General features: G+C 51.3%; 28 protein-coding genes and 1 pseudogene. 10 read left to right on the forward strand and 19 right to left on the reverse strand.

Annotation, left to right across the window (positions count from 1 at the left end):
- The first annotated feature begins 27 nt into the window (after positions 1-27).
- Complete coding sequence (locus tag BUC02_RS01270; RefSeq protein WP_073317572.1) at positions 28-1140, forward strand: cation diffusion facilitator family transporter; 1113 nt, start codon at positions 28-30, stop codon at positions 1138-1140.
- A 26-nt stretch (positions 1141-1166) separates the two neighbouring features.
- Here BUC02_RS01270 and bioD read toward each other — a convergent pair whose 3' ends face one another.
- The 6 genes from bioD to BUC02_RS01300 form a co-directional block, all read right to left on the reverse strand.
- Positions 1167-1832 (reverse strand): dethiobiotin synthase, encoded by a 666-nt coding sequence (gene bioD, locus BUC02_RS01275; RefSeq protein ID WP_073317576.1) that lies wholly within the window; start codon positions 1830-1832, stop codon positions 1167-1169.
- Positions 1829-3046: an 8-amino-7-oxononanoate synthase gene (bioF, locus tag BUC02_RS01280; protein ID WP_073317579.1), complete on the reverse strand. Its 1218-nt coding sequence runs from the start codon at positions 3044-3046 to the stop codon at positions 1829-1831. The genes bioD and bioF overlap by 4 nt, the downstream gene beginning before the upstream one ends.
- A gap of 59 nt (positions 3047-3105) precedes the next feature.
- The gene (locus BUC02_RS01285) at positions 3106-3954 is read right to left on the reverse strand and encodes a 6-carboxyhexanoate--CoA ligase (RefSeq protein WP_073317582.1); all 849 of its coding nucleotides are present in this window, start codon (positions 3952-3954) and stop codon (positions 3106-3108) included.
- A 3-nt stretch (positions 3955-3957) separates the two neighbouring features.
- Entirely contained in the window at positions 3958-5268 is a 1311-nt protein-coding gene (bioA, locus tag BUC02_RS01290) for an adenosylmethionine--8-amino-7-oxononanoate transaminase (RefSeq protein WP_073317585.1), read from the reverse strand.
- A gap of 61 nt (positions 5269-5329) precedes the next feature.
- Complete coding sequence (locus tag BUC02_RS01295) at positions 5330-6430, reverse strand: MBL fold metallo-hydrolase (RefSeq protein WP_175549776.1); 1101 nt, start codon at positions 6428-6430, stop codon at positions 5330-5332.
- Between the two features lies 1 nt (position 6431).
- Positions 6432-7013, reverse strand: a complete 582-nt coding sequence (locus BUC02_RS01300) for a flavodoxin family protein (RefSeq protein ID WP_073318867.1) — start codon at positions 7011-7013, stop codon at positions 6432-6434.
- 74 nt (positions 7014-7087) lie between these two features.
- Here BUC02_RS01300 and tatA point away from each other — a divergent pair, with 74 nt between their 5' ends.
- A complete protein-coding gene (gene tatA / locus BUC02_RS01305; RefSeq protein WP_073317589.1) occupies positions 7088-7291 on the forward strand; it encodes a twin-arginine translocase TatA/TatE family subunit in 204 nt (67 codons plus the stop codon).
- A complete protein-coding gene (tatC, locus tag BUC02_RS01310; protein ID WP_073317592.1) occupies positions 7291-8091 on the forward strand; it encodes a twin-arginine translocase subunit TatC in 801 nt (266 codons plus the stop codon). The genes tatA and tatC overlap by 1 nt, the downstream gene beginning before the upstream one ends.
- 131 nt (positions 8092-8222) lie before the next feature.
- Here tatC and BUC02_RS01315 read toward each other — a convergent pair whose 3' ends face one another.
- The gene (locus BUC02_RS01315) at positions 8223-8624 is read right to left on the reverse strand and encodes a hypothetical protein (RefSeq protein ID WP_073317595.1); all 402 of its coding nucleotides are present in this window, start codon (positions 8622-8624) and stop codon (positions 8223-8225) included.
- Positions 8625-8717: 93 nt separating this feature from the next.
- On the reverse strand, positions 8718-9143 hold the full coding sequence (locus BUC02_RS01320) for a hypothetical protein (protein WP_073317598.1): 426 nt from the start codon (positions 9141-9143) through the stop codon (positions 8718-8720).
- A gap of 143 nt (positions 9144-9286) precedes the next feature.
- On the opposite strand from BUC02_RS01320, the gene BUC02_RS01325 reads away from it, so the two are divergent.
- Positions 9287-9601: a DMT family transporter gene (locus BUC02_RS01325; protein WP_073318870.1), complete on the forward strand. Its 315-nt coding sequence runs from the start codon at positions 9287-9289 to the stop codon at positions 9599-9601.
- Here the strand turns inward: BUC02_RS01325 and BUC02_RS01330 are convergent.
- The 4 genes and pseudogenes from BUC02_RS01330 to BUC02_RS16700 all read right to left on the reverse strand — a co-directional run.
- The gene (locus BUC02_RS01330) at positions 9561-10244 is read right to left on the reverse strand and encodes a DUF4405 domain-containing protein (protein ID WP_073317600.1); all 684 of its coding nucleotides are present in this window, start codon (positions 10242-10244) and stop codon (positions 9561-9563) included. The two genes, BUC02_RS01325 and BUC02_RS01330, sit on opposite strands and share 41 nt — an antisense overlap.
- Before the next feature lie 15 nt (positions 10245-10259).
- Complete coding sequence (locus tag BUC02_RS01335) at positions 10260-11696, reverse strand: flavodoxin (RefSeq protein ID WP_073317603.1); 1437 nt, start codon at positions 11694-11696, stop codon at positions 10260-10262.
- Positions 11696-12451: a carboxymuconolactone decarboxylase family protein gene (locus tag BUC02_RS16695; RefSeq protein ID WP_371340934.1), complete on the reverse strand. Its 756-nt coding sequence runs from the start codon at positions 12449-12451 to the stop codon at positions 11696-11698. The genes BUC02_RS01335 and BUC02_RS16695 overlap by 1 nt, the downstream gene beginning before the upstream one ends.
- 132 nt (positions 12452-12583) lie before the next feature.
- Positions 12584-12925, reverse strand: a pseudogene (locus tag BUC02_RS16700) (carboxymuconolactone decarboxylase family protein); the annotation flags it as partial.
- A 286-nt stretch (positions 12926-13211) separates the two neighbouring features.
- On the opposite strand from BUC02_RS16700, the gene BUC02_RS16075 reads away from it, so the two are divergent.
- Positions 13212-13379 carry a hypothetical protein gene (locus BUC02_RS16075; RefSeq protein ID WP_173347696.1) on the forward strand — a complete coding sequence of 56 codons (168 nt, stop codon included), beginning with the start codon at positions 13212-13214 and terminating at the stop codon, positions 13377-13379.
- A complete protein-coding gene (locus BUC02_RS01350; protein WP_073317609.1) occupies positions 13379-13987 on the forward strand; it encodes a hypothetical protein in 609 nt (202 codons plus the stop codon). Before BUC02_RS16075 ends, BUC02_RS01350 begins: the two co-directional genes overlap by 1 nt.
- A 36-nt stretch (positions 13988-14023) precedes the next feature.
- Here BUC02_RS01350 and BUC02_RS16490 read toward each other — a convergent pair whose 3' ends face one another.
- Together BUC02_RS16490 and BUC02_RS01360 are read right to left on the reverse strand one after the other, a co-directional pair.
- Positions 14024-15673, reverse strand: coding sequence for a fibrobacter succinogenes major paralogous domain-containing protein (locus tag BUC02_RS16490; RefSeq protein ID WP_073317612.1), 1650 nt, complete (start codon positions 15671-15673; stop codon positions 14024-14026).
- Between the two features lie 18 nt (positions 15674-15691).
- Entirely contained in the window at positions 15692-16450 is a 759-nt protein-coding gene (locus BUC02_RS01360; protein WP_083564335.1) for a fibrobacter succinogenes major paralogous domain-containing protein, read from the reverse strand.
- Between the two features lie 263 nt (positions 16451-16713).
- Here BUC02_RS01360 and BUC02_RS01365 point away from each other — a divergent pair, with 263 nt between their 5' ends.
- From BUC02_RS01365 to BUC02_RS01380, 4 genes are all read left to right on the forward strand, one after another.
- On the forward strand, positions 16714-17229 hold the full coding sequence (locus BUC02_RS01365) for a type IV toxin-antitoxin system AbiEi family antitoxin domain-containing protein (protein WP_254793998.1): 516 nt from the start codon (positions 16714-16716) through the stop codon (positions 17227-17229).
- 2 nt (positions 17230-17231) lie between these two features.
- A complete protein-coding gene (locus tag BUC02_RS01370) occupies positions 17232-18095 on the forward strand; it encodes a nucleotidyl transferase AbiEii/AbiGii toxin family protein (protein ID WP_073317615.1) in 864 nt (287 codons plus the stop codon).
- A gap of 249 nt (positions 18096-18344) precedes the next feature.
- Entirely contained in the window at positions 18345-18512 is a 168-nt protein-coding gene (locus BUC02_RS16080; protein ID WP_173319863.1) for a hypothetical protein, read from the forward strand.
- A complete protein-coding gene (locus BUC02_RS01380; RefSeq protein ID WP_073317618.1) occupies positions 18512-19120 on the forward strand; it encodes a hypothetical protein in 609 nt (202 codons plus the stop codon). The genes BUC02_RS16080 and BUC02_RS01380 overlap by 1 nt, the downstream gene beginning before the upstream one ends.
- Positions 19121-19132: 12 nt before the next feature.
- On the opposite strand, the gene BUC02_RS01385 is transcribed toward BUC02_RS01380, so the two are convergent.
- The 5 genes from BUC02_RS01385 to BUC02_RS15615 all read right to left on the reverse strand — a co-directional run bounded on the left by BUC02_RS01385 (position 19133) and on the right by BUC02_RS15615 (position 23236).
- On the reverse strand, positions 19133-19645 hold the full coding sequence (locus BUC02_RS01385; RefSeq protein ID WP_073317635.1) for a flavodoxin: 513 nt from the start codon (positions 19643-19645) through the stop codon (positions 19133-19135).
- Positions 19646-19837: 192 nt separating this feature from the next.
- Positions 19838-20203: an aldo/keto reductase gene (locus tag BUC02_RS01390; protein ID WP_073317639.1), complete on the reverse strand. Its 366-nt coding sequence runs from the start codon at positions 20201-20203 to the stop codon at positions 19838-19840.
- Positions 20204-20254: 51 nt separating this feature from the next.
- On the reverse strand, positions 20255-21619 hold the full coding sequence (locus tag BUC02_RS01395) for an ATP-binding protein (protein WP_073317642.1): 1365 nt from the start codon (positions 21617-21619) through the stop codon (positions 20255-20257).
- Positions 21620-21904: 285 nt separating this feature from the next.
- On the reverse strand, positions 21905-22003 hold the full coding sequence (locus BUC02_RS16705) for an LEPR-XLL domain-containing protein (protein WP_139260957.1): 99 nt from the start codon (positions 22001-22003) through the stop codon (positions 21905-21907).
- Positions 22004-22045: 42 nt separating this feature from the next.
- A complete protein-coding gene (locus BUC02_RS15615; RefSeq protein ID WP_083564336.1) occupies positions 22046-23236 on the reverse strand; it encodes an FISUMP domain-containing protein in 1191 nt (396 codons plus the stop codon).
- Between the last annotated feature and the right edge of the window lie 39 nt (positions 23237-23275).

Genomic DNA, 23275 nt, shown 5'->3' on the forward strand with positions numbered 1-23275 from the left:
CATTCCGCTAAAAAAGGATTCAATTTTATGAACGAAACGGAAAATCGCCAAAAGGTCATTGTCCGGACAAGTATTATCGGCATTGCGGCAAACATCGTGCTGTCGACGTTCAAGGCTTTCGTCGGCTTTGCAACCAACTCCATCGCCGTGACGCTCGATGCTGTGAACAACCTTTCTGACGCTTTGTCCTCGGTCATTACGATTGTGGGCGCAAAACTTTCGAACAAGTTGCCCGACAAAAAACACCCGCTCGGTTACGGTCGAATCGAATACCTGAGTGCAATGGTAGTTGCGGCAATCGTGCTTTACGCCGGCGGTACCTCGGCGGTGGAATCCGTCAAGAAAATCATCCACCCCGAAGCAGCGGACTACTCCACCGTCTCGCTGGTGATTATCGCCTCGGCGGTAGTGGTAAAACTCGTGCTCGGCAAATTCGTGAAACGCCAGGGCGAGCGCGTGAATTCGGGCGCACTCGTGGCATCGGGTGCAGACGCCCTGTTCGACGCCATTCTCTCCCTTTCGGTGCTGGCCTCGGCCATCGTCTTCATTCTCACGGGCATTTCACTTGAAGCCTACGTGGGCCTCGTGATTTCCGCTTTCATCATCAAGTCGGGCATCGGCATGCTGATTGAAACCCTGGACGACATTCTGGGCAAACGCGCTGATGGCGACATGGTCAAGAAAATTAAGGCGTTGCTCACCGAAGAGCCGCAAGTTCGCGGAGCGTACGATGTCATCCTAAACAATTACGGTCCGAACAAGTTTCTCGGTTCCGTGCACTTGGAACTCCCCGACACCATGACCGTCGAAGAAGTCGACGTACTGACCCGCAGGGTACAGGCGCGCGTGCTCAAAGAAACCGGCGTGATTCTCACGGGCGTGGGCGTGTATTCACACAACACCAAGAATGACGAAGCTGCCAAAATTCGCAGCAACGTGCTGAAGTTGGTAAAGGAGCACCCTTGGGCGTTGCAACTCCACGGCTTTTATGTGAACCTTGAAGATCGCATCATGCGTTTTGACGTGGTCATGAATTTCGAGATCAAGCCGCAAGAAGGCTTAGACATTCTGCACAAGGAAATCGGCGAAGCCTACCCCGATTTTGATTTGCATATCGCTGCCGACATCGACGCATCGTAGCGCCGACTGATTTGTTTCTTTAGTTTTTAAAACGGTTGCACACCTAGATCGGTGTCGCCGTTTTTTACTTTTGCAAGGATTTCAAGCCCCGTCAGGTCTTGCATCATGCGGATGTTGTCGTCTTCCATTTCGAGGTTACCGCTAGAGCCGTAGCGGTTCACGATAAGCCCGCGGATGGAAAGCCCGCAACTGCGGGCGTATTCTACGGTGAGCACGCAAGCGTTAATGGAGCCGAGGGCCGCTGTCGTAACAATAAGCAGCGGAAGGCCTAACGTTTTCATGATATCGACGAGGAATACTTTCTGGTCATCGTAGCGGATGGGGCAAATGATTCCGCCGCTGCCTTCGGCGAAAATGAATTCATGACGAGCGCAGGCCGCATCAAAATCATCTTTAACTTTCGCAAGTTCTACAGGATTGCCTTCTTTGCGGGCCGCGAGATGCGGCGAGACCGCTTCTTTATAGACATAGCTCACAAGTTGTTCTTGCGAATCAGGGAGATTTGCAATGCGTTTCACGTAATCGGCATCCCCTGCGACCCATTTGCCGTCGCGGAGTTCTGCACCGCTGAGGGCCGCCTTGTAGTAACCTGCATCGATGCCGGAATCGCGCCACTTTTTTACGAGAAGGGCGGTAATGAATGTTTTGCCGACATCAGTTCCGGTAGCTGTAACGAAATAACCCTTGTTCATACATCCTCTTTTATCGCCTGTGCAATTATAGACGCGGCATATTGAAGTTGTTCATGCGTGTGCGTTGCCATTAGGCTTGCGCGCAAGCGGGCTTGTCCCTTGGCGACTGTCGGATAACGAATCGCAGGAATGAGTATTCCCGCATCCTGGAGCGCGGCAGATGTTTTTAGCGCACAGGCTTCGTCGCCGATAACAATCGGTACAATCGCCGAAGGAGACAGTTCTACGTTCACGCCTTCGCGTTGCAGGGCTTCGCAGAAAAATTTCACGTTATCGCGCAAGTTCTGCACGCGTTCTGGATGCGCATCGATGTAGCGCAAGTTGTTGCAGGCTGCGGCGGCAACGGCAGGGGCCATCGCTGTTGTGAAAATAAAGCTGCGGGCCTTGTTGCGGAGAAAATCAATCAGCTGCTGCTTACCCGCCACGAAGCCGCCTTCGGCGGCAACGGCTTTGCTCAAAGTGCCAATAGTTACATCGGCGTGAGCACAGCCGTAGTGTTCGGCAAGCCCGCGCCCGGTCTTGCCGAGCACGCCCGTGGCGTGCGCCTCGTCAATCATCAAGAGACAATCATTTTCTTTTGCAATCCGCAGAAGTTCCGGCAAATTCGCAAGGTCGCCATCCATGCTGAAAACAGCATCCGTCACGATAAGGCCGCGGAAGGTCCGCGCATCTTGTTTTGCATCTTGTTCCGACTTGGCCTCTTTAATAACCCGCACCAAATCCGCCATATCGTTATGCTTGTAAACAAAGCATTTGGCTCGCGACAACCTAATTCCGTCGATAATGCTCGCGTGGTTCAGTTCATCGCTAAAGACAAAGTCGTTCTTGCCGCACAAAGCCGAAATCGTACCGACATTCGCCATGTAGCCCGTATTGAACGTGATAGCGGATTCTTCGCCCTTGAATTTTGCGATAAATTCCTCCAATTCCTGATGCGGAGTCTTGTTGCCTGTCGTAAGGCGAGCGCCGCCGCTACCAGTCCCCCACTCCAAAACCACCTGGGCCATCGCCTGCTTGAGTTCGTCCACGTTCGCCAAGTCCAGGTAAGAATTGGAAGCCAGCAGGATCTGTTCCTGCGAAGCGCCATTGGACATGCGGATTTTTACGCACGACGATTCCGGCGTTTCCATCAAGCGCATCGAGCGGTAAGTATTGTTCGCACGCGCCGTTTCCAAAGCGTCTTTCGTAAATAAGTCTAAGATTCTTTCGTTCATGCTATTCTGCCCTAGATCCTTCGACTTCGAACCTTTGGTTCTCAGCTCAGGATGACAATCTAAGTTCTGTCAGCTATTTCTACGAGCACTTTCTTTTTCTGCAAGTACTCGATACATTCTTCGGCACTTGCCTTGCGCGAATCAAACAAGAAAATGCGGCCCCCGTTTTCGTCGCCCATTTCCTTCATCTTCATGATGCGTACATAGCCGAGTTCCTTGCTCGCGACATAGCCCGTCACATAATTCGGGTCATCGCTCACGCAAAATTCCGCAACCATTCCGGGGGCATTCGCCACCTTGGTCGCAAGCACTATGGCTTCGTTAAAATGATTCTTGCAGCCATCCACTTCGCTCGAATGCAGTGCATCCATATAAGTTGCGCGCACTCCGCGTTCGTGGTCTGGTTCCAGGCGCTCGCCCGTCGCGATATCGTACAGCATCGCACCACGCATCGGGAAAGTTGCTCGCAGGAGTTCCGGAAGTTTTTGGGCAAAATCTTTGATGAGGACTCCGTATTCGTCACTGCGAGCGAAGCTATACGATACTTGGCAACTTGTTGCCTTAGTAGAGTTATCCTCTTTGGGGAGAAGCAATCCATCACTTACAGTTTTATTTATGAGTCCAAACGCCTTCTCCAGCCCTTCCTGCCAGGTTTCAACATCTACGCGCGTCACCGGCAAGGCTTTTAAAATCTGGATATCGCTTTCGTGAACCTTTTCGATTTTCACATTGATAAAATCAGGGTCGCCCTTGGAATGCGTCATGGCCCGACGCACCATCGCCGTACAAACAGCCTCAACAGAATCCCGATTTACAATGCGTTCGGCGCCGGAAATGTGCTGCTCACGCTTTTGTTCGCCCTCACCCACTTGCTGCGAGGCTCGCATTTTTAAACTATAATAATCCATCACTTACTCATGAAATTCGTCTTCGCCTTCTACGACAGGCGCGGGTTCACATTCGCCAATCATCTTGATGGCTTCGCAGATGCGGTCGATTTCAGAATCAGTCGTAATGAACGGAGGCATCGTATACACGTAATTGCAGAAAGGTCTGAGCCACACGCCGGTTTCGCGAATCACGCGCAGAATGTCGTCTGCGGAAGGTTTCGCCTTCAGTTCCAAGACTCCGATAGCGCCGAGAACACGCACGTCCGCCGCATTTTCAAGCGAACGAAGCGGTTCCAGATTCTGCTTGAGGCGTTTTTCAATCCGTTTGACGCTCGAGGCATAATCGCGACTTTCGAACAGCGAAAGCGAAGCAATTCCTGCGGCACAAGCGAGCGGGTTCGCCATGTAGGTGGGACCATGCATGAATGCAGGAATCTTGCTGTTCGTAATCGTTTCGGCGACCTTCTCGGACGCAACACAAGCCGCCATCGTAATGCTTCCGCCCGTGAGAGCCTTGCCAATGCACATGATGTCCGGCTTTATCCCCACATGCATCATTGCAAAGCGCGGCCCCGTTCGATAAAAGCCCGAAGCGATTTCATCCAAAATAAGCAAGATACCGTAACGGTCGCAAAGTTCGCGGAGTGATTTCAGGTAACCCGCATTGTAAAGCCACATGCCGTTTCCACCTTGGAAAACGGGCTCGCAAATTAAGGCAGCGATTTCACTTTTGTGTTCCTCGACAACGCGCTCCATCGAAGCGAAATCCGTCGGATTCCACGCCTCGTCATAGCGGCAGTTCGGACGTTCCGCAAAGTAATGATGCGGCATGATTCCACGGAAAAGCGTATGCATTCCATCAGGGTCAGAAAGCGCCATCGCACCTGCGGTATCTCCATGGTAACCGCCCTTCAAGGCGACCAACTTGCAGCGTTCCGGATGTCCGAGGGAATACTGGTACTGCACCGCCATCTTGGCGGCACATTCCACGGCAATGCTTCCCGAATCCGCAAAGAAAATCTTGTTCAAGCCTTCGGGCAAAAAATTCACCAACTTTTCGCCCAACTCAATCGCGGGTTCATGCGTAAAACCGCCAAACATCACATGGCACATCTTTTCGCTTTGCTTCTGAATCGCCTCAACGATTTCAGGGGCGTTATGCCCATGCGCCATGCACCACCAACTCGATACAGCATCAATTAATTTCAGACCATCGGCTGTTTCAATCGTCGTTCCATGAGCGGATTTTGCCAAGAACCTGGCCGGAGTATTTTTCAGCGCCGCATATGGATGCCACAAATGCTCGCTATCAAAATCTAAAAGTCTTTTCATCCGCGTCCAAATATAGAAAAATACTATATCGCCATCGACGCGCTAACATAGGTAATGCGGTTTACTCCAAGTACACAACTTCGCCCATTTGCGGCATAAGCACGGGCTTGCCCGATTCCTGGGCGGCGCGTTTCGCATTTTCCAGCGGTTCCGTGTACGAATGCTTGCTCAGGCAGAACTTGGAATGGTGAACCGTCATGTAGCGGTTTGCATCCAGTTCCACCATTTCCTTGCCCAGGTATTCCGGCATGGTGTGGATAAGCGACCAGTCCTTATCGTACTGCCCATTTTCAAGAATCGCCAAATCGATGTCGGTAAATTTCTTTCCGATTTTTTCGAAGTGCGGGCCGTAACCCGTATCACCGCCAATCCATATAGTGCGCTTAGGAGACTTGAACGCGAAAGACGCCCACAGAGTCTTATTCTGGTGAAGATCGCGGCCCGAAAAATGCCTTGCCGGAGTCGCCGTCACGTTAAAGCCTTCGCCCAGGTCAACAGATTCCCACCAGTCGAGTTCCGTAAGTTTTTCAACGGGATACTTCCAGTATTCAAAATGCTCGCCCACGCCGAGGCCAGTCACCACGCGCTTTACGCGGGGTTCCAGTTCCGTAACCACCTGGTAATCCAAGTGGTCCCAATGGTCGTGCGTAATTACCAGATAGTCAATATCCGGCATGTCGGCAGGCTTGTAAACATCCGTTCCCTTGAACATCTTGTTCACGAAACTCACCGGCGAGCCCTGGTAAAAAACCGGGTCCACCAGCACCTTCTTTCCGGATAAATTAAGCAGGTACGAGGAATGCCCGAACCACACAATCCAATCGCGGTCCTGCGGTAGCGACTTCAGGTCCGTCTTGATGACGTTCATTGCGGTATCGGGAACAGTCTGACTCTTGTCGCCGAACAGGAAATCCTTCCACACGGCAAACACGCTCCTGTCTCCCGTCATGGTGACAGTTTCCACCTCGTTCACAAACTGCTTGCCATCGTAATTCGGCGACTGCTTGATGCGTTCAAGGCGCTTGCCTTGCGGAATATGGCCGAAGCTCGCCTGCGATAAGAACAACACGCCCACGTCTCCCAAAATAAAAAGTACAGATAAGATAATCGCCGTAATCATGAGTTTCTTGTTCTTTGCAAAACGCAAGCGCATCGTTCCCATTCTAGCGGATAAAGTTCGTGAAGATTTTCTTTTCGGCAATAGGCTGCACGACACCCGCCTTCTTGCCCGCTTCGATGCTCTTCAGGATCCACGCCATGTTGCGGCCCAGTTCCTTCATCACCTGCACGCCCTCATCGTCCTTCAGCACATCTTCAGGGCTAGAACCGTGGACCATGTTCCAATAGCGAGATGTCACCAGGGGCTGTTGCGCAAAGGTGGGGTACTTGTTCAGGGCGTCGAGCGTTGCGGTAGTGCCGGCACGGCGGGCAGAGGCAACCGTTGCGGCCGGCTTAAAGAGCAGTTCCGCTTCGGCGATGCCGTAAAGCCTGTCCAGGAACATCAGCATTTCGCCACTCGGGGATGCATAATAAACCGGGGAGCCGTAAACGACGGCGTCGGCTGTTTTAAGGATTTCCTTGGCTTCGTGAACCACGGCGTCGGTTTCTCCCTTCAGCACGCGACCACCCACAAAGAAGATTTCCGTCTCGATGCCTGCGGCCTTGAGTTCGCCGGCCACGAGGCTCAGTGCCGTATAGGTGCAGCCCTTTTCGCGACGACTACCGTTGAATAAAATGACCTTCATCATAAACTCCTTTGTCTTTTGCCTAAAATATACAAAGAAATTATGTTATATTTCTAGGAAAAGGCAGGTAAAAAATGTCCATTGGAATTCCAGAAATAATCCTGATTGTGGTCGTGGCGCTCCTTTTGTTCGGAGCAAAGCGCATTCCTGAACTTGCTCGCTCTTTAGGCAAAGCCCAGAACGAGTACAAGAAGGCGAAAGACGCCCTGAAGGAAGAAGCCGAAGACCTGCAGAAGACTGTGGAAAAAGCCGCCGAGGCAGAAGAAAAGAAAGGCTAATGTCCTCCAAACAGGATCAAGAAGCTACGCTGATTTCGCATCTGGAAGCGCTCCGACGGGCGCTTTTGCGTTCTATTGTCGCCCTTGCCATCGGCATCGTGCCCCTTTTCCTTGTTTCGCCCTACGTTCTGGACTGGTTCTGTGAACAAATTGCCCTGCAGGGCGGCGTCACGCTCCATTACTTTTCCCCGATGGAAGTGTTCCTGCTGCAGCTCAAGATTTCTGCACTGCTGGACTGCGTGCTGTTTTCGCCCTACATCGCCTGGAACATGTGGCAGTTCGTGCTTCCCGCCCTATACGACAACGAGAAACGCTTCATCCGCTCCATCGTGGCGCTGACTAGCATGCTCTTTATCGCGGGTGTCGCGTTCTGCCTAATCGTCTGCTTCCCGCTGATTGTGCAGTTCGGCATGAGTTTTGCAAGCACGACCCTACAGCCCGTATTTGGCATCTCTAACTTGGTAACACTCGCACTTTGGCTTTCGCTTGCATTCGGATGTATGTTCCAGTTCCCGTTGGTGACCTACGCGCTTATCCGTGCGGATATCGTGAATTACGAAACCGTCTGCAGCAAGCGCCCCTACGTGGTGGTGGCAATCCTGCTGTTCGCCGCATTCCTTACTCCACCCGACATCATAAGCCAACTACTTCTGGGCGCACCGACTTACCTGCTATTTGAAGCAGGACTCTTGGCGGCCAGGCGCTTTCATGGGCGTTCCCCGGCTCATCGAGCCAAACCAATTACAAAAACGGATGTTACGAAAATTATCCAGCAGAAAAATAATTTTCCTACTAAATAATTTTTGAAATTTAGCCCTTCCTTGGGCGTTCCCCGGCCCGGTCCCTGAGCCTGTCGAAGGGGGGCCGGGGCGGGTGCTGCAACGAGGCCCCCTCGTTTTTTCCGAGGGAGCCTTTTTGACGATATGTCCGTTTATTTCACGAAAACGGCGAGAAGTTTATGCGCTTCATCGCCTTCGGCAAAACGGATTTCACCTACGGTATGGTACTCGAATCCCGAGAATTGCTGCAGGTGCAGTGCCGCAAATTCGCGGTCCTGCGAATAGCAGAGATTCAGGCGGAAGTTCCCGTTGTCGCCTGTTTTCGGATGACCATTTTTTTGAACGACCGCGTCCAAGGCGCTTGGAGAAGCCTCGATAATTTCCTTGACCTTTTGGCCCTCCGTGGGGCTGTAGTCCAGGCAAGTTCCCACAACGGGCGAATTCGTCTTAGTGTAGGTGACTTTGGTTTTGAAACCGAAAAACTTCTTTTCGGTCTTGATATAGGGTTTGTTGAAGACAGCTCTCGCCATCATCATTTTAGAAATGTTTTCCATGTTCTTTCTCTTTTTTTTAAATGAATGTAATCGCGCACCCCGGTTGGGGCCGCGGCAATTTACCTGTGACAGAGTGTTCGGAGAAAGAACTTGCTAACAGAGCATTCGCTCTAGCGTATAAACGTAATACTCTTTTGATTTCTGATAAACTAGCGGCAAAGGGAAGCCGCATTGGGCGCAAACAGTTGGCCGCGCGATCCTAGTCGGAAATGGAGTAGCCTGCTTGAACGTTACCGAACTGCGTCCGCCGTCCCCTTGAAGGCCGTTGCCGCGCGATGCACGCAAGGACACCTGCTGGCCCGATCTGCGTGTAAACTGCATGGCCTCGGCAGTCGATTCCCGCAACAGGAACAGCGGACTTTCGGCATGCACATTGTCGGCGGAGACCTTGCCATATTCCGAAGCCCGCCCCATTTCGGTTCCGTAATCGTAAACAAAAGAACCTTCGACAACGGCAGCAAGAATCGCGAACAACGCGACCGCAATCATCGAAGAAACATTTTGTTTAACGGACCTCATCGCTGAATAAGATAGAATTTTTTTTGCGGAATAACTATCTTTGTTCCATAATTTGAACCGCGCCCTGCTGCCACCGGGTAACAGGGAAACACGCATTCTTTATCGTTAGGTCTTTGAAGATAAAGATTCCTGGAGGTAAAGAAATGGAATGGTTTATGCTTGCCGTGGCGGGCGTTCTCGAAGTGGTTTGGGCCTGCGCCATGAAATACTCGGAGGGCTTTTCCAAAACAGTCCCTTCTGTCATCACGGTAATCGGTTTCCTTTTGAGCGCCGTATTCTTGTCGCTTGCCGTAAAGAAACTGCCGCTCGGCACCGCCTATGCGATATGGACAGGACTAGGCACGGTGGGAACGTTCGCCCTGGGCGTTTATCTATTTCAGGAGCATTTCTCTATCCCGAAAGCCATTTGCGTTTTGCTTATTTTATCCGGGATTGTCGGCTTGAAATTATTGCATTAAAGAGATGCACCGCGACGGCAAACAACACGACAATGGTGATATAGTCCACGAAAAAGAGGGCGTAGCCACGTTCCGCATCAAAGAAGAAAAACGGCTGCTGCAGGAACATGTATTTCCAAAGTCCGCGAATGGCGAAAGCGTAAATTCCGTAGCCCGCCACGAGAGCGGCAACCATGCGAGTTGCGACAAGCGCCGCCTTTGACTTGAAAGCGCCCGCAAGTCCCAAGCGGTTTGCAATCAGGCTCAAATGCAGCCCGATATGGAGCGACATGAACACGTAATACCAGTGGCTTGCAAGCAGGTGTGCCGTGCGGGCAAAACTTGCGCCCGATTCAATCCCGAGCCAGGCGAACACATGGTTCGAAAGCATGATTCCGCTCACCATCAAGAAAATCGCGCACAAAAGAATCCCGCAATTCACAACCGTCTGCAAGATGCGGAATACGTTGTAGCGGCCCTTGAACAACAAAAGGAAAAATCGCCGGTTCAGCGTGATGTGCACCGCCCACAGAACAAGCAGCACCACGCCCAGAATCTCGTGAACGGCAGTCGATTCAAAAAAATAATTGCCGCCCATCAGCACGAGCGTCGCAACCGTCATCGCGATGTCAAGCGGCATACGGATTTTTGCTGAAATAGGCATATCAAGGAATATACATTATTTCGTCTTCACGCCGTTTTTCTCGAGCCACTTGGCCACGTCTTTCGAGAGGCTCGAACCGCCGGAATAATGCACCGAAAGGCCTTCGCCGATTTTTGCGTTGGGCGCAAGTTTCGCAATCGCGGTGATGCTCTGGCCAAAGCGCCCGCCACCGTGGGAGCAGAACGGCAGAATCCGCTTGCCCGTAAAGTTGTAACTTTCGAGCAAGGTCGCGATAGGCATCGGGATACTCGCCCACCAGTTGGGGTAACCGATGATAATCGTTTCGTAGTCGGCCCACTTCTTTGCGTCGGGCTTTTTCTTGAGGGCAGGGCGCGCCTGTTTGTGCTGGTCGTTCTGCGCCTGCTTCAAGACGGTATTGTAGTCGTCGGAATAGGGCTTCACGAGTTCAAGTTCCACCATGTCGAAACCGGTCTGCTTCTTGATTTCGCGGGCCACGCCACGGGTATTCCCGCTCCAGGAATAGAAAACGATCAGCGCACGGGAACTGCCTTTCGGGTTCGCCGCCGCTTGCGTCTTTTCGCCCTTAAAGCCCGCCGCTTCCTGGGTCACAAAAGTTCCCTTGACGCCTGCACCCGCATTCATGGCAAGCCTGAGCCCCACATTGTAACTCTTGCTGGATTGCTGCATGGCCCCGCGATAGGCGCTGCGGAGGTTCTTGCCGAAATCGTTCCAGCCGCCACCGCGATGCACGCGCCTCGTGCCCGAAGGTTTGCCCGCCGGGTCGACCGTCACGCTTGTCGAGCCCGCAGAAACACCGTAATCGCCGTAAAAGTCAAAGCACCATTCGCCAACGTTCCCGTAAATGTCGTAAAGCCCGAAGGGATTGGGCTTGAACTTACCCACGGGGAGCGTATTTCCGCGGTAAACGCCGGGACGTGTTTCCAGAACCTCGTCGTTGAAATAGTTCTGTTCGATTTGATACGGATAATGCCCGTAAAAATTCACGTCGTCTGCACCGGGAGCCTTCTTTGTGTAGAACGGCGTGGTCGTGCCGCCTCGGGCCGCGTATTCCCATTCCGCTTCGGTAGGGAGCCTGTAGCCGTTCGCCTCGCGATTCCAGCTGACCGCATCGCCTTCGATAGCGTAAACGGGAGTGCGTCCGTCGCGTTCGCTTAACTTGTTGCAAAAACGAGCCGCTTCGAGCCACGTGATGTTTTCGACGGGCAAGTCATCACCCTTAAAACTGGAGGGATTTTCGCCCGTCACTTCGCGGTAAAGCTTTTGCGTCACCTCGTATTTGCCTAGATAAAAATCGGAGACCTTCACCTTGTGGAGCGTCTCGTCGTTGACGCGCCAGTCCTCGTTTGCGGGGCTTCCCATGTTGAATGTCCCGCCCTTGATAAGCACGAAGCCATCGGGCACAGGTGCCGCCGCAAAAGTTCCTGCCGTCATAAGGCCAATAAATGCACAAGCGAGAATTCTGGCAAACATTATTTCAACTTCCCGTATTCTTCGTCGCTCACGGGCTCAAGCCATTCGTTGCTCGTTCCTTCGCCGGGAACTTCAATCGCCAAATGCTGGAACCAGGAATCCGGAGCTGCCCCGTGCCAATGCTTGACGCCAGCCGGAATGTTCACCACGTCGCCGGGCTTCAGTTCCACCGCCGGCTTGCCCCATTCCTGATAGTAGCCGCGGCCCGCCGTCGCGATGAGAATCTGGCCACCGCCCTTCTTTGCATGATGGATATGCCAGTTGTTGCGGCACGCCGGTTCAAAAGTCACATTCCCGACGCCCACCTGTTCCTTGCTGATCATGTCGAGATAGCTCTTGCCCACGAAATACTTGGCATAGGCGTCGTTCGGCTTACCCACCGGGAACACACTCCAGTCCTTTCCCGGCATGTTTTTTGCGACCGTCGCGTTTACAGCATCAGCCGTCGCGCCACCAGCCTTCGCCTCAGCCACCGCTTCCTTGAGCAATCGCAACGCATTCAGCGTGCGCGGATAACCGCAATACGGCAAGCAGTTGTAAATCGCCTGTTCCACGTATTCGGCCGTGCGAATCTTCAGGTTCGCGCCGATGTGCGCCTTGAGTTGCGGTTCCGTTCCCAGGTTCACGAGAATCGCCATCGTCAAAAGTTCGCGGGTATTCAGGTCAAGCCCCTTGCGTGTGTAGTAATCGCCAAAGCAGTTGCTCGCCAAGAAGTAATTGATAGTCGGCATACCGCTCTTTCCGTTCTTTGCCATGTCGCGGAAAGTCTGGCCGAACAGCGTTCCCTGCGCGTCTGCACCCGCCTCCAGGCGGGACTGCGCCGTCACCGTCCCACGGTTTTCCTCCACCTTCACGTTCTTCGCCTTGAACACGCTGCGGGCAATTTCAACCGCATCCACCGTCCGCGGGAACCCGGTGTAGGGGGCGCACTGGTAAATCGCCTCAAGAATTTCTTCGGGAGCAAGCCCCTGCGCAAGCGCCGTCGCCACTTCTTCTTGCAAAAGAGCGCCCGACTGCTGCGTCACAAGCGACACCAGGCGAATCAATTCCACCTCGCGCTTTTCTACAAGCGGAGTCGCCGCCGGAACCTCGTTCTGCGTGAAGTTGTCCATCACGGCACGCAGTTCCTTGTCCTGCGAAAGCGCCTTTGCCTCGCCCTGCGGGCAGCAATCACACGCGGCAAGCACCGCACCCATACCAAGCATCGTCATAATCGTCCCTAGTTTCATGGTTTGTTCCTTTTCTTTCTATGCCTTTAATATAAATAAATGCGCAAATTCCGCAAAATACCATTTTTTCATGCTCAGTATGCACGAAACGCATAGTGAAAACGACAAAATTCCGTTTCTTTTCCATTTTGTCATTTTATGACACTCTAAAAATATATTTTTGCTCTTGCTTGGTCAAAAGGTTTCATTTTCCTCAAATAAGCCAATTGACTCAAGTTTCACCACTTGCACCAGCACGAGGAAAAATGTATATTGACTATAGTTCAATTCAACAATGGAGGTCATCATGGCACTAGCAATCGCATCGGTACCGATACTGACCGGCGAAGCGTCGGACAGGTTTGACCTCATGATGGAAGAAAGCGAAAAGCGTCGCGGTTCCATCGATTTTTCCAAGCAAATTGAACAGGCTAGAGACATCCTCTCCAAGGCCGACTTTAGAGAATATAAGTAATGAATTTTCTCCAACAGAATTGCCGCTTTGGGTTCTACACTCAAGGCAAGGCCGCCCTATGCAAATCATTCAAGTGCGGGGACAACGACTTGGACGATTTCTTCACAAAAGACGCTTTTTTGCAGAGCGACGAATTGCTTTGCAAGAATTATTGTTTTTCCCTTGTTGATGACCCGGCTCAACTGGTGGCGGTTTTCACTCTTTCCAATGACAGCATCAAGAAAATTCCGGGGTCACGCAAGAAAAAAGTCGAGAAAAACATCCCCCGCGAAAAGATATACAGCAGTTATCCGGCCGTCATGATTGGCAGACTCGGCATAAGCCTTGATTTTCAGAGCAAACATCTGGGGAGCGACGTCCTGAGTTTTATAAAGGCATGGTTCGTCGATCCACTTAACAAGACCGGTTGCCGGTTTCTGCTGGTAGATTCCTACAACAAGGAACGGAATCTCAAGTTCTACCAGAACAATGAGTTCAAATTCTTGTTCAGCACCGAAGAACAAGAACGCGAATTCCGTTGCCTCGGTCCTGACAGGCCATTGAACAGCCGTCTGATGTATTTCGATCTGATTGAATTGAAAAAGAAACAGACAGGCAAAGCAGAATAAACATTCGCGTTAGGGAAAGCCTAGGTGGCAACACCCCTACTCGGAGTCCTTGATGCAACGGACGGAGTAGGCGTCACTCTTTTCAAGCCTTTGCTTGCCCATGAGTTTGGATCCATAAGACAAATACTCAGCATGGGTAGTGTAATGAGAGAAATCAGCACTGGTTAGGGTAGTATGGAAATAAGCGAGATGTCCGGCAGAGGTGAATGAGCCGGAGCTGATCCTGTAACCAGCAGGAATCCCTGAAAAACCGAGGGTGTCGGTGCCGATATATTCATTACCAACATATTCCCATCCTATCTGCGACTTGAGAGCCTTGCCTGACGTTTCTTCGCCCGCTGCATTATACAAGATAAGGAATTCATCATCATAACCACCATCAAATCTAGGCAAGTGCCAGCCTGAAGGACAAATGCCCCGCACTTTTTTAGGCATAGTGCAGTTAACGCCAGCACCACAATTCACACCATTGCCATTATCATAGAGTGCAACGGAATCTATTGCCGCCGCCCAGGTGTAAAGGCGGCCCGCCACGTCGCAGTTCTCGGTTTTATTGTCGTAGCACCAACTGCGTTCCAACAGACTCGGTGTCTTGACGCTGTCAGCGTAGTTCAGGTTCTCCGCCATCCATATCTGGTCACCTATCTGCACCGTCCTGTAAACCTTGCCGTCGCGTTCATCGGTCATGGAGCCGTAAGTAATATTCGGATTAAAGTAGGCTTCCTTTGGCACATTCCAGTTCCAACGCATTAGAGAGACCCAACCATTTGCCGTGCAATAATACTTGTTAGTTTCGGTCACAACGCCATTTGTTCTCGTCCCCACTTCTGCGTTGGTGCACGTTTTGCCATAAGTATCCATGTCAATTTCCTTGGCCTTTTCCCACGAACCATTTTTACAGACAACATAGGACGAAGAATCCTTCTTTCCGATAAATCCTTCCCTACTCGCATTGCATTCTGGCAACGCCTTTACCGTGTCCTTCACGCAACTCTTTATTTTGTTGTCGTTCCCGCCGCCGTTCTTGCAGGTGGACTTTGCGGCGTTGAAGGCGTATTCCTGACTGATTTCATTGGTCATGTCGCTATAGACTTTCAGCGTGTCGATGTCTTCGACCCCCTTGTAATCGATCGTCTTGACCATAAGCTGCGTGCCTTCCACGAAATAGATGTATTCCATGTCCCTGTCAAAGCCATCCTTGCGCACAAAGTGCCACGTGCTGATGTCGGTCTTGACCATGGCGTCACAGACTCCCACCTCGGCGCAGGTCTCGTTCACGGTGATTTCGGGTTCAAGGATTTCCGTGGGGCGCGAACTGCTTGATTTCGCCTCGCCCTTGTCGTTGCCCGAAGAACCTTCCTTCTCGAAAGTCTTGGAGTCGCTGGAGCCGTCGGTCTTTTGGCTGCTTGACGACTCTGTCGAACTCGGCTTTGTCTGGTCGTAGGACTTGAACCACTTTTCGCCGTCGCATTCGTAGTTCTCTTCGAGTTCGGTCACATAGACCTTCTCGCCGATGACATCCATGCCGCACCCGTAGGTCTCGAGTTCTTCCATGTCGGCCACTTCGGCGGGGAGCCCCTTTGCGCTCGGCGAAGACGCCCCGTCGTCCCCGCAGCCGATAAACGCAACACCGAGCACCCCCGCAAGGGCACAGACCGTAAACATTTTCGCGAATGTGTTTTTCATAGGGAAACCTTTTGAGATTTAGTCCGAGTCCTTCACGCAGCGCACTGCGAAGGCGTTGTACTTATTGTAGCCGCTGTCCAAGAACGCGTGCGCATAGGAATAGCCCAGGAACATATGGTACGCAATGCTTGCGTCGTCTTCGGAAGCGGACCAGAAGTATGCGCCGTTGCCCACGTGGCTGTAGTCTCCGCCGCCGTTCCTGTAGCCAGACGGGAACACCGAGAAGCCGTAGGCATCTGTTCCGCTCCCGTTGTCATGCCACCCTGAACTTGCCTTCAAAGCCGTGCCCGCAGTAGACTGGCCGCCGATGGCCATAAAGAGGGCTACCCATTCCGCGCGACTCGGCAAATGCCAGCCCGTGGGGCAGACGCCTTGCGCCCTTCCGGAATCCGCCGCGCAGGTCTTGCCATAGCCGCAGCCCGTCGTCGCCGAATCCATCGCCGCGGCCCAGGTGTAGAGACGTCCGTACTTGGCACAGGAGTCGGCACTATTGTCATAGCAGTACGAGCCATAGGATTCTCCTGCAACCTTGTAGTCGAAGTTCAGGTTCTCCGCCATCCAGGTCTGCGAGCCGATGGTGACGATCCTGTAGGCCTGGCCGTCGCGTTCGTCCGTCATGGTGGTCGGAGAAGTGCCGCCGTTTTCATCGTCATTCGCGGAAACGTCGTCCCCGCAGGCGGTCAGGGCGAAGAATGCCGCCAACAAGAAGATGGTTAGAGATTGCTTCCCCTGAAACAAGTTCAGGGTCGCAATGACACGCTGGAAAGACTTCTTCATAAAACATCCCCGTCTATAGTTTATCCTGTTAAATATAGGTAACGCCCCTGCCAAAGTCCATACCCCCCCCATTGTAAAATTTAGGTAACAAGAATGCCGTCCGGCAAAAAGACCATTCCGTTTCAATTAAGCAAAAGAAAAACACGAAAATCACTTGATTTTCTCCAGTTAATACATTATTTTTATAGTTATTGGAGGAAATCGTGATAAGAACCGTATCAGAAATTCTTTCAGACCTTGGTCAAAAATACAGGCAGCCCCAAATGAAGTTGCGTCAAATGACCCTGCGCGGCGAAATAACGCAAGTTATCCGCGGGCTGTACGAGACCGACAAGAACACCCCGGGCGAAGCCCTTGCAGGGGCGATTTACGGCCCATCGTATCTTTCCTTCGATTATGCCCTTTCAAGGCACGGGCTTATTCCCGAAGCCGTGCACCTCTTTACTTCCGCATCGTTCAAGAAGAACAAGACCAAACTGTACAAGACGCCCTTCGGCGAGTTTTCGTATTCCGATGTCCCGCCCGACGTCTTTCCGCACGGAGTCAACATCGAAAACGCAGAAGACAGGCCCTACGCAATGGCCACCTGTGAAAAGGCCCTTTGCGACAAACTCTACAAGGAGCACCCGATTGCAGGCAAGCGCGCCATGGAAACGTTCCTGTTCGAAAACTTGCGCATCGAAGTCGGTGATTTTCGGAACCTGGATTTCGACTTCATCGAAAAGGTTGCCCCCCTGTACAGAAAGAAGAATCTACAAATTCTATCCAAGATGAGGTAGGCATGGCTCACGTACTTGATTCAATGCTTGCGAAATATAATTGCAAAAATGTTTCGGACTACAGGAACGCCCTCAAGGAAATTTCGCAGGAAGTCGCCCTGTGCGGACTTTCACGTGGAGGGTTCTTTGACAAGGCCGCCTTCTATGGCGGCACGGCGCTCCGCATATTCTATGGGCTGGACCGTTTTTCGGAGGACCTGGACTTTTCGTTGATCAAGCCAGACGAAGGTTTCGAGCTTTCACGTTATTTTGGCGTGCTTGAAGAAGAACTCTACTCTGTCGGCCTGGAGATGTCGGTCGAAGCGAAAAGCAAGCCGCACGGATCTCCGGTGCAGTCGGCCTTTCTCAAGGGCAACACGCTCAAGCACTTGCTTAAAATTGCTCCCGGAAAGCACTCTCCCTTGCCCGTTCCCGGGAACGAAATCCTGAAAATCAAATTCGAGGTGGACACGAATCCGCCAGAATCAGCCGCCTATGAAAGCAAGTATCGGCTGCTGCCATCGCCTTTCATGGTCCGACTCTACGACAAGCCCTCGCTTTTTGCGGGCAAACTCCACGCGTTACTTTGTCGCGGATGGAAAAACAGGGTCAAGGGTCGCGATTTCTACGACTTTGTATGGTATATCTCGCAGAACACGGGCGTAAACTTGCCGCACCTGCAAAAGAGAATGGAACAGACTGGGCACTGGAAAAGTGCGGACACCTTGACTTTTGATGGACTCAAGGATCTACTAAAGGAACGTTTCCACTCCGTCGATTTCGAGGAAGCGAAAAGGGATGTCCGCCCGTTCATTGCCGACAGCGACAAACTGAATCTCTGGAGCGAGAACTTTTTCTGCGCCATCACCGATGAATGGATACAATAAGTCAGTTCCGCCCATAAGGCGCAATCAGCCTACTTCACCCACTTGTCGACTTCTTTTTGGGCCTTTATAAAAAACTCGTTTCTTTTTCATTTTGTCATTTTGTGACACACTAAAAATATATTTTTGCTCTAGCACGGTCAAAAGGCTTTATTTTCTTCAAATAAGCCATTTGACCCAAGTTTCACCACTTGCACCAGCACGAGGAAAAATGTATATTGACTATAGTTCAATTCAACAATGGAGGTCATCATGGCACTAGCAATCGCATCGGTACCGATACTGACCGGCGAAGCGTCGGACAGGTTTGACCTCATGATGGAAGAAAGCGAAAAGCGTCGCGGTTCCATTGATTTTTCCAAGCAAATTGAACAGGCCAGAGACATTCTCTCCAAGGCCGATTTTAGAGAATTTAAGTAATGAACTTTCTCCAACAAAAATGCCGCTTTGGGTTCTACACTCAAGGCAAGGCTGCCCTATGCAAATCATTCAAGTGCGGGGACAACGACTTAGACGATTTCTTCACAAAGGACGCCTTTTTGCAGAGCGAAGAGTTGCTTTGCAAGAATTATTGTTTTTCTCTTGTCGATGACCCGGCACAACTGGTGGCGGTTTTCACTCTTTCCAATGACAGCATCAAGAAAATTCCCGGATCACGCAAGAAGAAAGTCGAGAAGAATATTCCCCGTGAAAAGATATACAGCAGCTATCCGGCCGTCATGATCGGTCGTCTCGGAATTAGCCTAAATTTCCAAAGCAAGCATTTGGGAAGCGACGTTCTCAGTTTTATAAAGGCTTGGTTCGTTGACCCGCTTAACAAGACCGGTTGCCGTTTTCTGCTAGTTGATTCCTACAACAAGGAACGGAACCTCAAGTTCTATCAAAACAATGAGTTCAAATTCTTGTTCAGCACCGAAGAACAGGAACGCGAATTCCGTTGCCTCGGTCCAGACAGGCCCTTGAACAGCCGTCTGATGTATTTCGATTTAATTGAACTGAAAAGAAAGCAGACTGGCGATTCTAACTAAGGCGCAATCAGCCTACTTCACCCACTTGTCGACTTCTTTCTGGGCCTTGTCGCGTTCGTTCTGGGCCACGTGTCCGTAGATGGCAAGGCCGGGAGTCACGCTCGCGCCGGTCACCTTCTTGAGGCGCTGCACACCCGAGAGGCCGCTGCCTTCGTGGGTCACGAAGGGGTGAATTGTCTTGCCCTTCAGGTTATACTTCTCGAAGAAGGTGAACATGGGCATGGGCATCTCGCCCCACCACACCGGATAGCCGACGTAAATTTCGTCGAATTCTTCGGGGTTCACGTTCACCGGTTTGATGGCCGGACGCGCGTCCTGCGCAAGTTCCTTCTTGGCCACGTTGATGCAGTCGTCGTAGCCCTTGGGGTATTCCTTCGCGGGTTCCACATGCAAGAGCGTGCCGCCCGTCTTTTTCGCAATCATCTCGGCAATGATTTCGGTATTGCCCTTGGAAATGATCCCGACGGTGTAGTTTTCATCGGCACGGGAATAGTAAACGACGAGGATTTTCTTTTCTGCTGCCATAGAGACTCCTAGAAGAAGTGATAAAAGAATCAAGGTGATTTTTTTCATGGGATCCGCCTTTTCTGTTAAAAATTTCCTTGAACCGGTTGCCTTTAATATAAATAATTTCAGGACGGCCGCGTAATGCGTAATTTTTATGCCCACTATGCGTGTAGCGCATAGTGAACAAACGGTCGGCGGCAATGACTGCCCTTAGTCGCCGGGGTTCCAGTCCTTGAAATGCTGGATTTCAGCGAGGGTCGAGGTAAAGAACCGCTTTTCCTTGTCTAGGCCGCGAATCTTTTTCATGTCGTCTTCGGAAAGCTTGAAGTTATAGACCTCGATGTTTTCCTTGATGTAATCCGGGTTGCGGGCGCCCGGAATCGTGGAGAAGCCTTCCTGCACGTGCCAGCGGAGGATAATCTGCGCGGGCGACTTCTTGTACTTTGCAGCCAGTGGGTGCAAGACGGCCGCAAAATCCCGCTTAAACAAATGATTGACCTTGCCGCAACCCTCATGGAAGGCGGCATCAAGGCTTTCGCGAACCGGGAGTAAAAAAGAAAAAGGCGAGCAATCCAATTACAAAAACGGGCATCACGAAAATTATTCAGCAGAAAAATAATTTTCCTACTAAATAATTTTAAGGACATCTTCCGGCAAAAAGACAATTCCATCCGTCTTGTCGCGAGGTCTTTCTTTCAAAAAAAGAACCGGGACGATTTTTCTATACTTGTGGACGAACGGCAATTTCTGGGCCTGCTCATTCAGATGAGCAAACAGGCGCCCCGCATTTTCGCCATTCGTCCATTTGCATTCCCCGACAAGTAGCGTTTTCTTGTCCATGCTTTCGGCAACGACATCGATTTCAATCCGCTCTGACTTGCCGACATTGCCCCACCACCTGGAAGCCACATTGAACATCACGCCACCGACAACCTGCCCGCTAACCGCCTGTCGGCACAGGCGTTCCCAGCAAAAACCTTCAAATTCAGGGAAATGCTGTTGGACGATTTCTTCCACGTAATCAATACGCCCCAGTTCCAACAGCGAACGATACGGGCTAATAAACCGGTAATAGAAATTAATGAACGGGTCGGACAAGTGGTAAATGCCGTGCTTGCTGTTTTTTGGATTTTCACCGAAAGGGATTTCCCGATCCACAAGCTGCATGGTCACGAGCCTTTTTAAAGGGGCGCTCAAAGTCGCCGCATTCTTTTCGGCACGCGCCGCAATCTCCGAAATTCGGTTCGCGCCGTTCCCGATGATTCCTAGAAGTGTGGACGCCTGCACCAGGTCGCGCATGTCGTCGCGCAAAATATGCACAGGCTCGTCGTGAAGGACGCCCAAGGGAGAGAGTGCCAAATCCCTCAGGGCCGACATGAAACTCCGATACCGTTCACGCAATTCCCAATATCGGGGCACTCCGCCCCAAACGGCATATTCATAAACGGCCTCCTTTGCCGAAATTTTCAACGCAGAAGGCAAGTAAGAAACCGGAATAGGCTTCAACCGGAGAATTTCATGGGCACGCCCATACAATGGCGATTTTTCGTCAAGAGCAACATCGAACATCATCTGTTGCGACGAGCCGCAAATCACCAGGTTGAAGTTCAAGGACTTTTCGTCCAGCAGCTTCTGCAGCGTAGAGGGCAACATCTCGCACGACTTCACAAGATACGGGAACTCGTCCAGGCAGAGCGTAGAACCCTTCGCGCACCTGTAGTTGAAAGCCCTAAGAAGCGACTCCCAGTCGGGGTAAGCAACGGAATCGAAACCCTCATACCGGACTGCAATCGCCATGGCCAGGAAACGCCGCTGGGCGGATTCTTCCGAACGGTCCGCCATAAAATAGATATCGTTTTCCTTCAAGACGCGCTTTAACAAGGTGGACTTGCCCAACCTGCGACGGCCATAGACAACGACAAAAGACGCCCCCTTCCGGGAGAGTTCCGCCTTCAGCCTTTTCGATTCTTCTTCACGATCTAGGAATTCCATACCCCTAATATAACAAATTATTTAGCAGAAAAATAATTTTCCTACTAAATATTTTTCGAAATTTAGCCATTTATTGGGCGTTCCCCGGCCCGGTCCCTGAGCCTGCCGAAGGGGGGGGGCCGGGTCGGATGCTGCTCGCCTCGTGCCTCGGCTCATCAAGCCTTGCCGCTCTGTCACCCTGGAGCGGAGCGATAGGGTCCACGGCAAGTCTCGCCACCGCGTGGCGGTGCGACGCCCCCTAACGCAGAAGCGGGTGTGAAATGTGAAGTGTGGGGTGTGGAATGATTATTTGACGGCCGCCATGAGCAGGCGTGGCTCAAGGGGTTCAATCTCGAAAAAATTAGGAGTTCTTTTTAACTTGGATTTAGTATTCGATTTAGACATTTTGATTTATTATTTCAAATAAGGTGAATTATTTTTAACCATTTATTTTTTTACGCAACGGACAGAAAATGCGTCAAATTTAGAGCCTCTTGCAGTTCCAGATCCATCAGTATAACGCGATATAACCTGCCCAAGAGCCAAAACCTTATCTTGGAAAACAGATTCCGAGGGATAAAACATGTAAAACGCTGAATCTAAATCCGCGAAACCTCTTTGATTAAAATAAGCACCCGCCCCGGTAAGAGAAAGTCCGCTTTCATTGTTTCCTGTAAAAATATATTCAGAACGCAAGCCATGGACCCCGTATTCCGTACTGCTTCGGGCAACTTCAAAATCATGCCGCGTCATCAAACGCCAGCCTTTTGGACAAATTCCCTGGTGGTTTGGCTGTATAAGGTCGGCGCAACTCTTGGTATTGCAACTATCGTTGAAACCCATCATCTCTGCCCACTGGTAAAGGCCGCCGTAACGGTCGCACTTGGTGGTGTCGTCGTTGTAGCAGTAGCGTTCGATTTTCGTGTCGTCGGTCATGTTTTCGCCTGCCTTCAAGGTGACATCGGCGATATTCAAGTTCTGAGCCATAACGTCTATGGTATCCTTGACACCATCTTCATCTTTGCCCATGATTGTCAGGTAATAATAGACACGGTCATTGCGCGAGTCAGTAAATGTCTTGTAGCGCTCTTCCTCAAACTTTTTCAAAGGCAGGGTTTGATCGAACGGTTCATAGGGCCCAGAACTGGAACTTTCCGTAGGCACATAAAGCACATATCGTCCATCCACACACAAATATATTTTTCCCGTATTTCCATCTGAAAGTATGCCTTCACAGGGCAACCCAACATAGTCGGTTATTTCACTCGAAGACAAACTAACCGACGAACTAGATTTGTCCTTATTACTGCTGGAAGAACCACCAGTCTTCACAGAACTTGAGCTCTTGGAGTCAGATGAATTCTTTGTTTCTTTTGCGGAACTACTGGACACTTCGGCGGGCTCGGAACCCTTGACACTACTGGAAGACTTGTCTTTTTCCATATTTTCGTTACTAGACCCATTCGACTCCGCTGACGCTCCGCTCAGGGTGACACTCGAATCAGGCGACTCTACAGACGAACTGGAAGTACCGGTTTCGTCGGAACTAGCCGATGACGAATCATCGCAGGCGGAAAGGGCGAAGAATGCCGCGAGCACCGCCACCCACAAGAAACCAAGACCCTTGACACACTTCATACCATTATCTCCTGTAAAAATTTTCACCACCCACAAACC

Source organism: Fibrobacter sp. UWOV1 (assembly GCF_900142495.1).
Lineage (GTDB): Bacteria > Fibrobacterota > Fibrobacteria > Fibrobacterales > Fibrobacteraceae > Fibrobacter.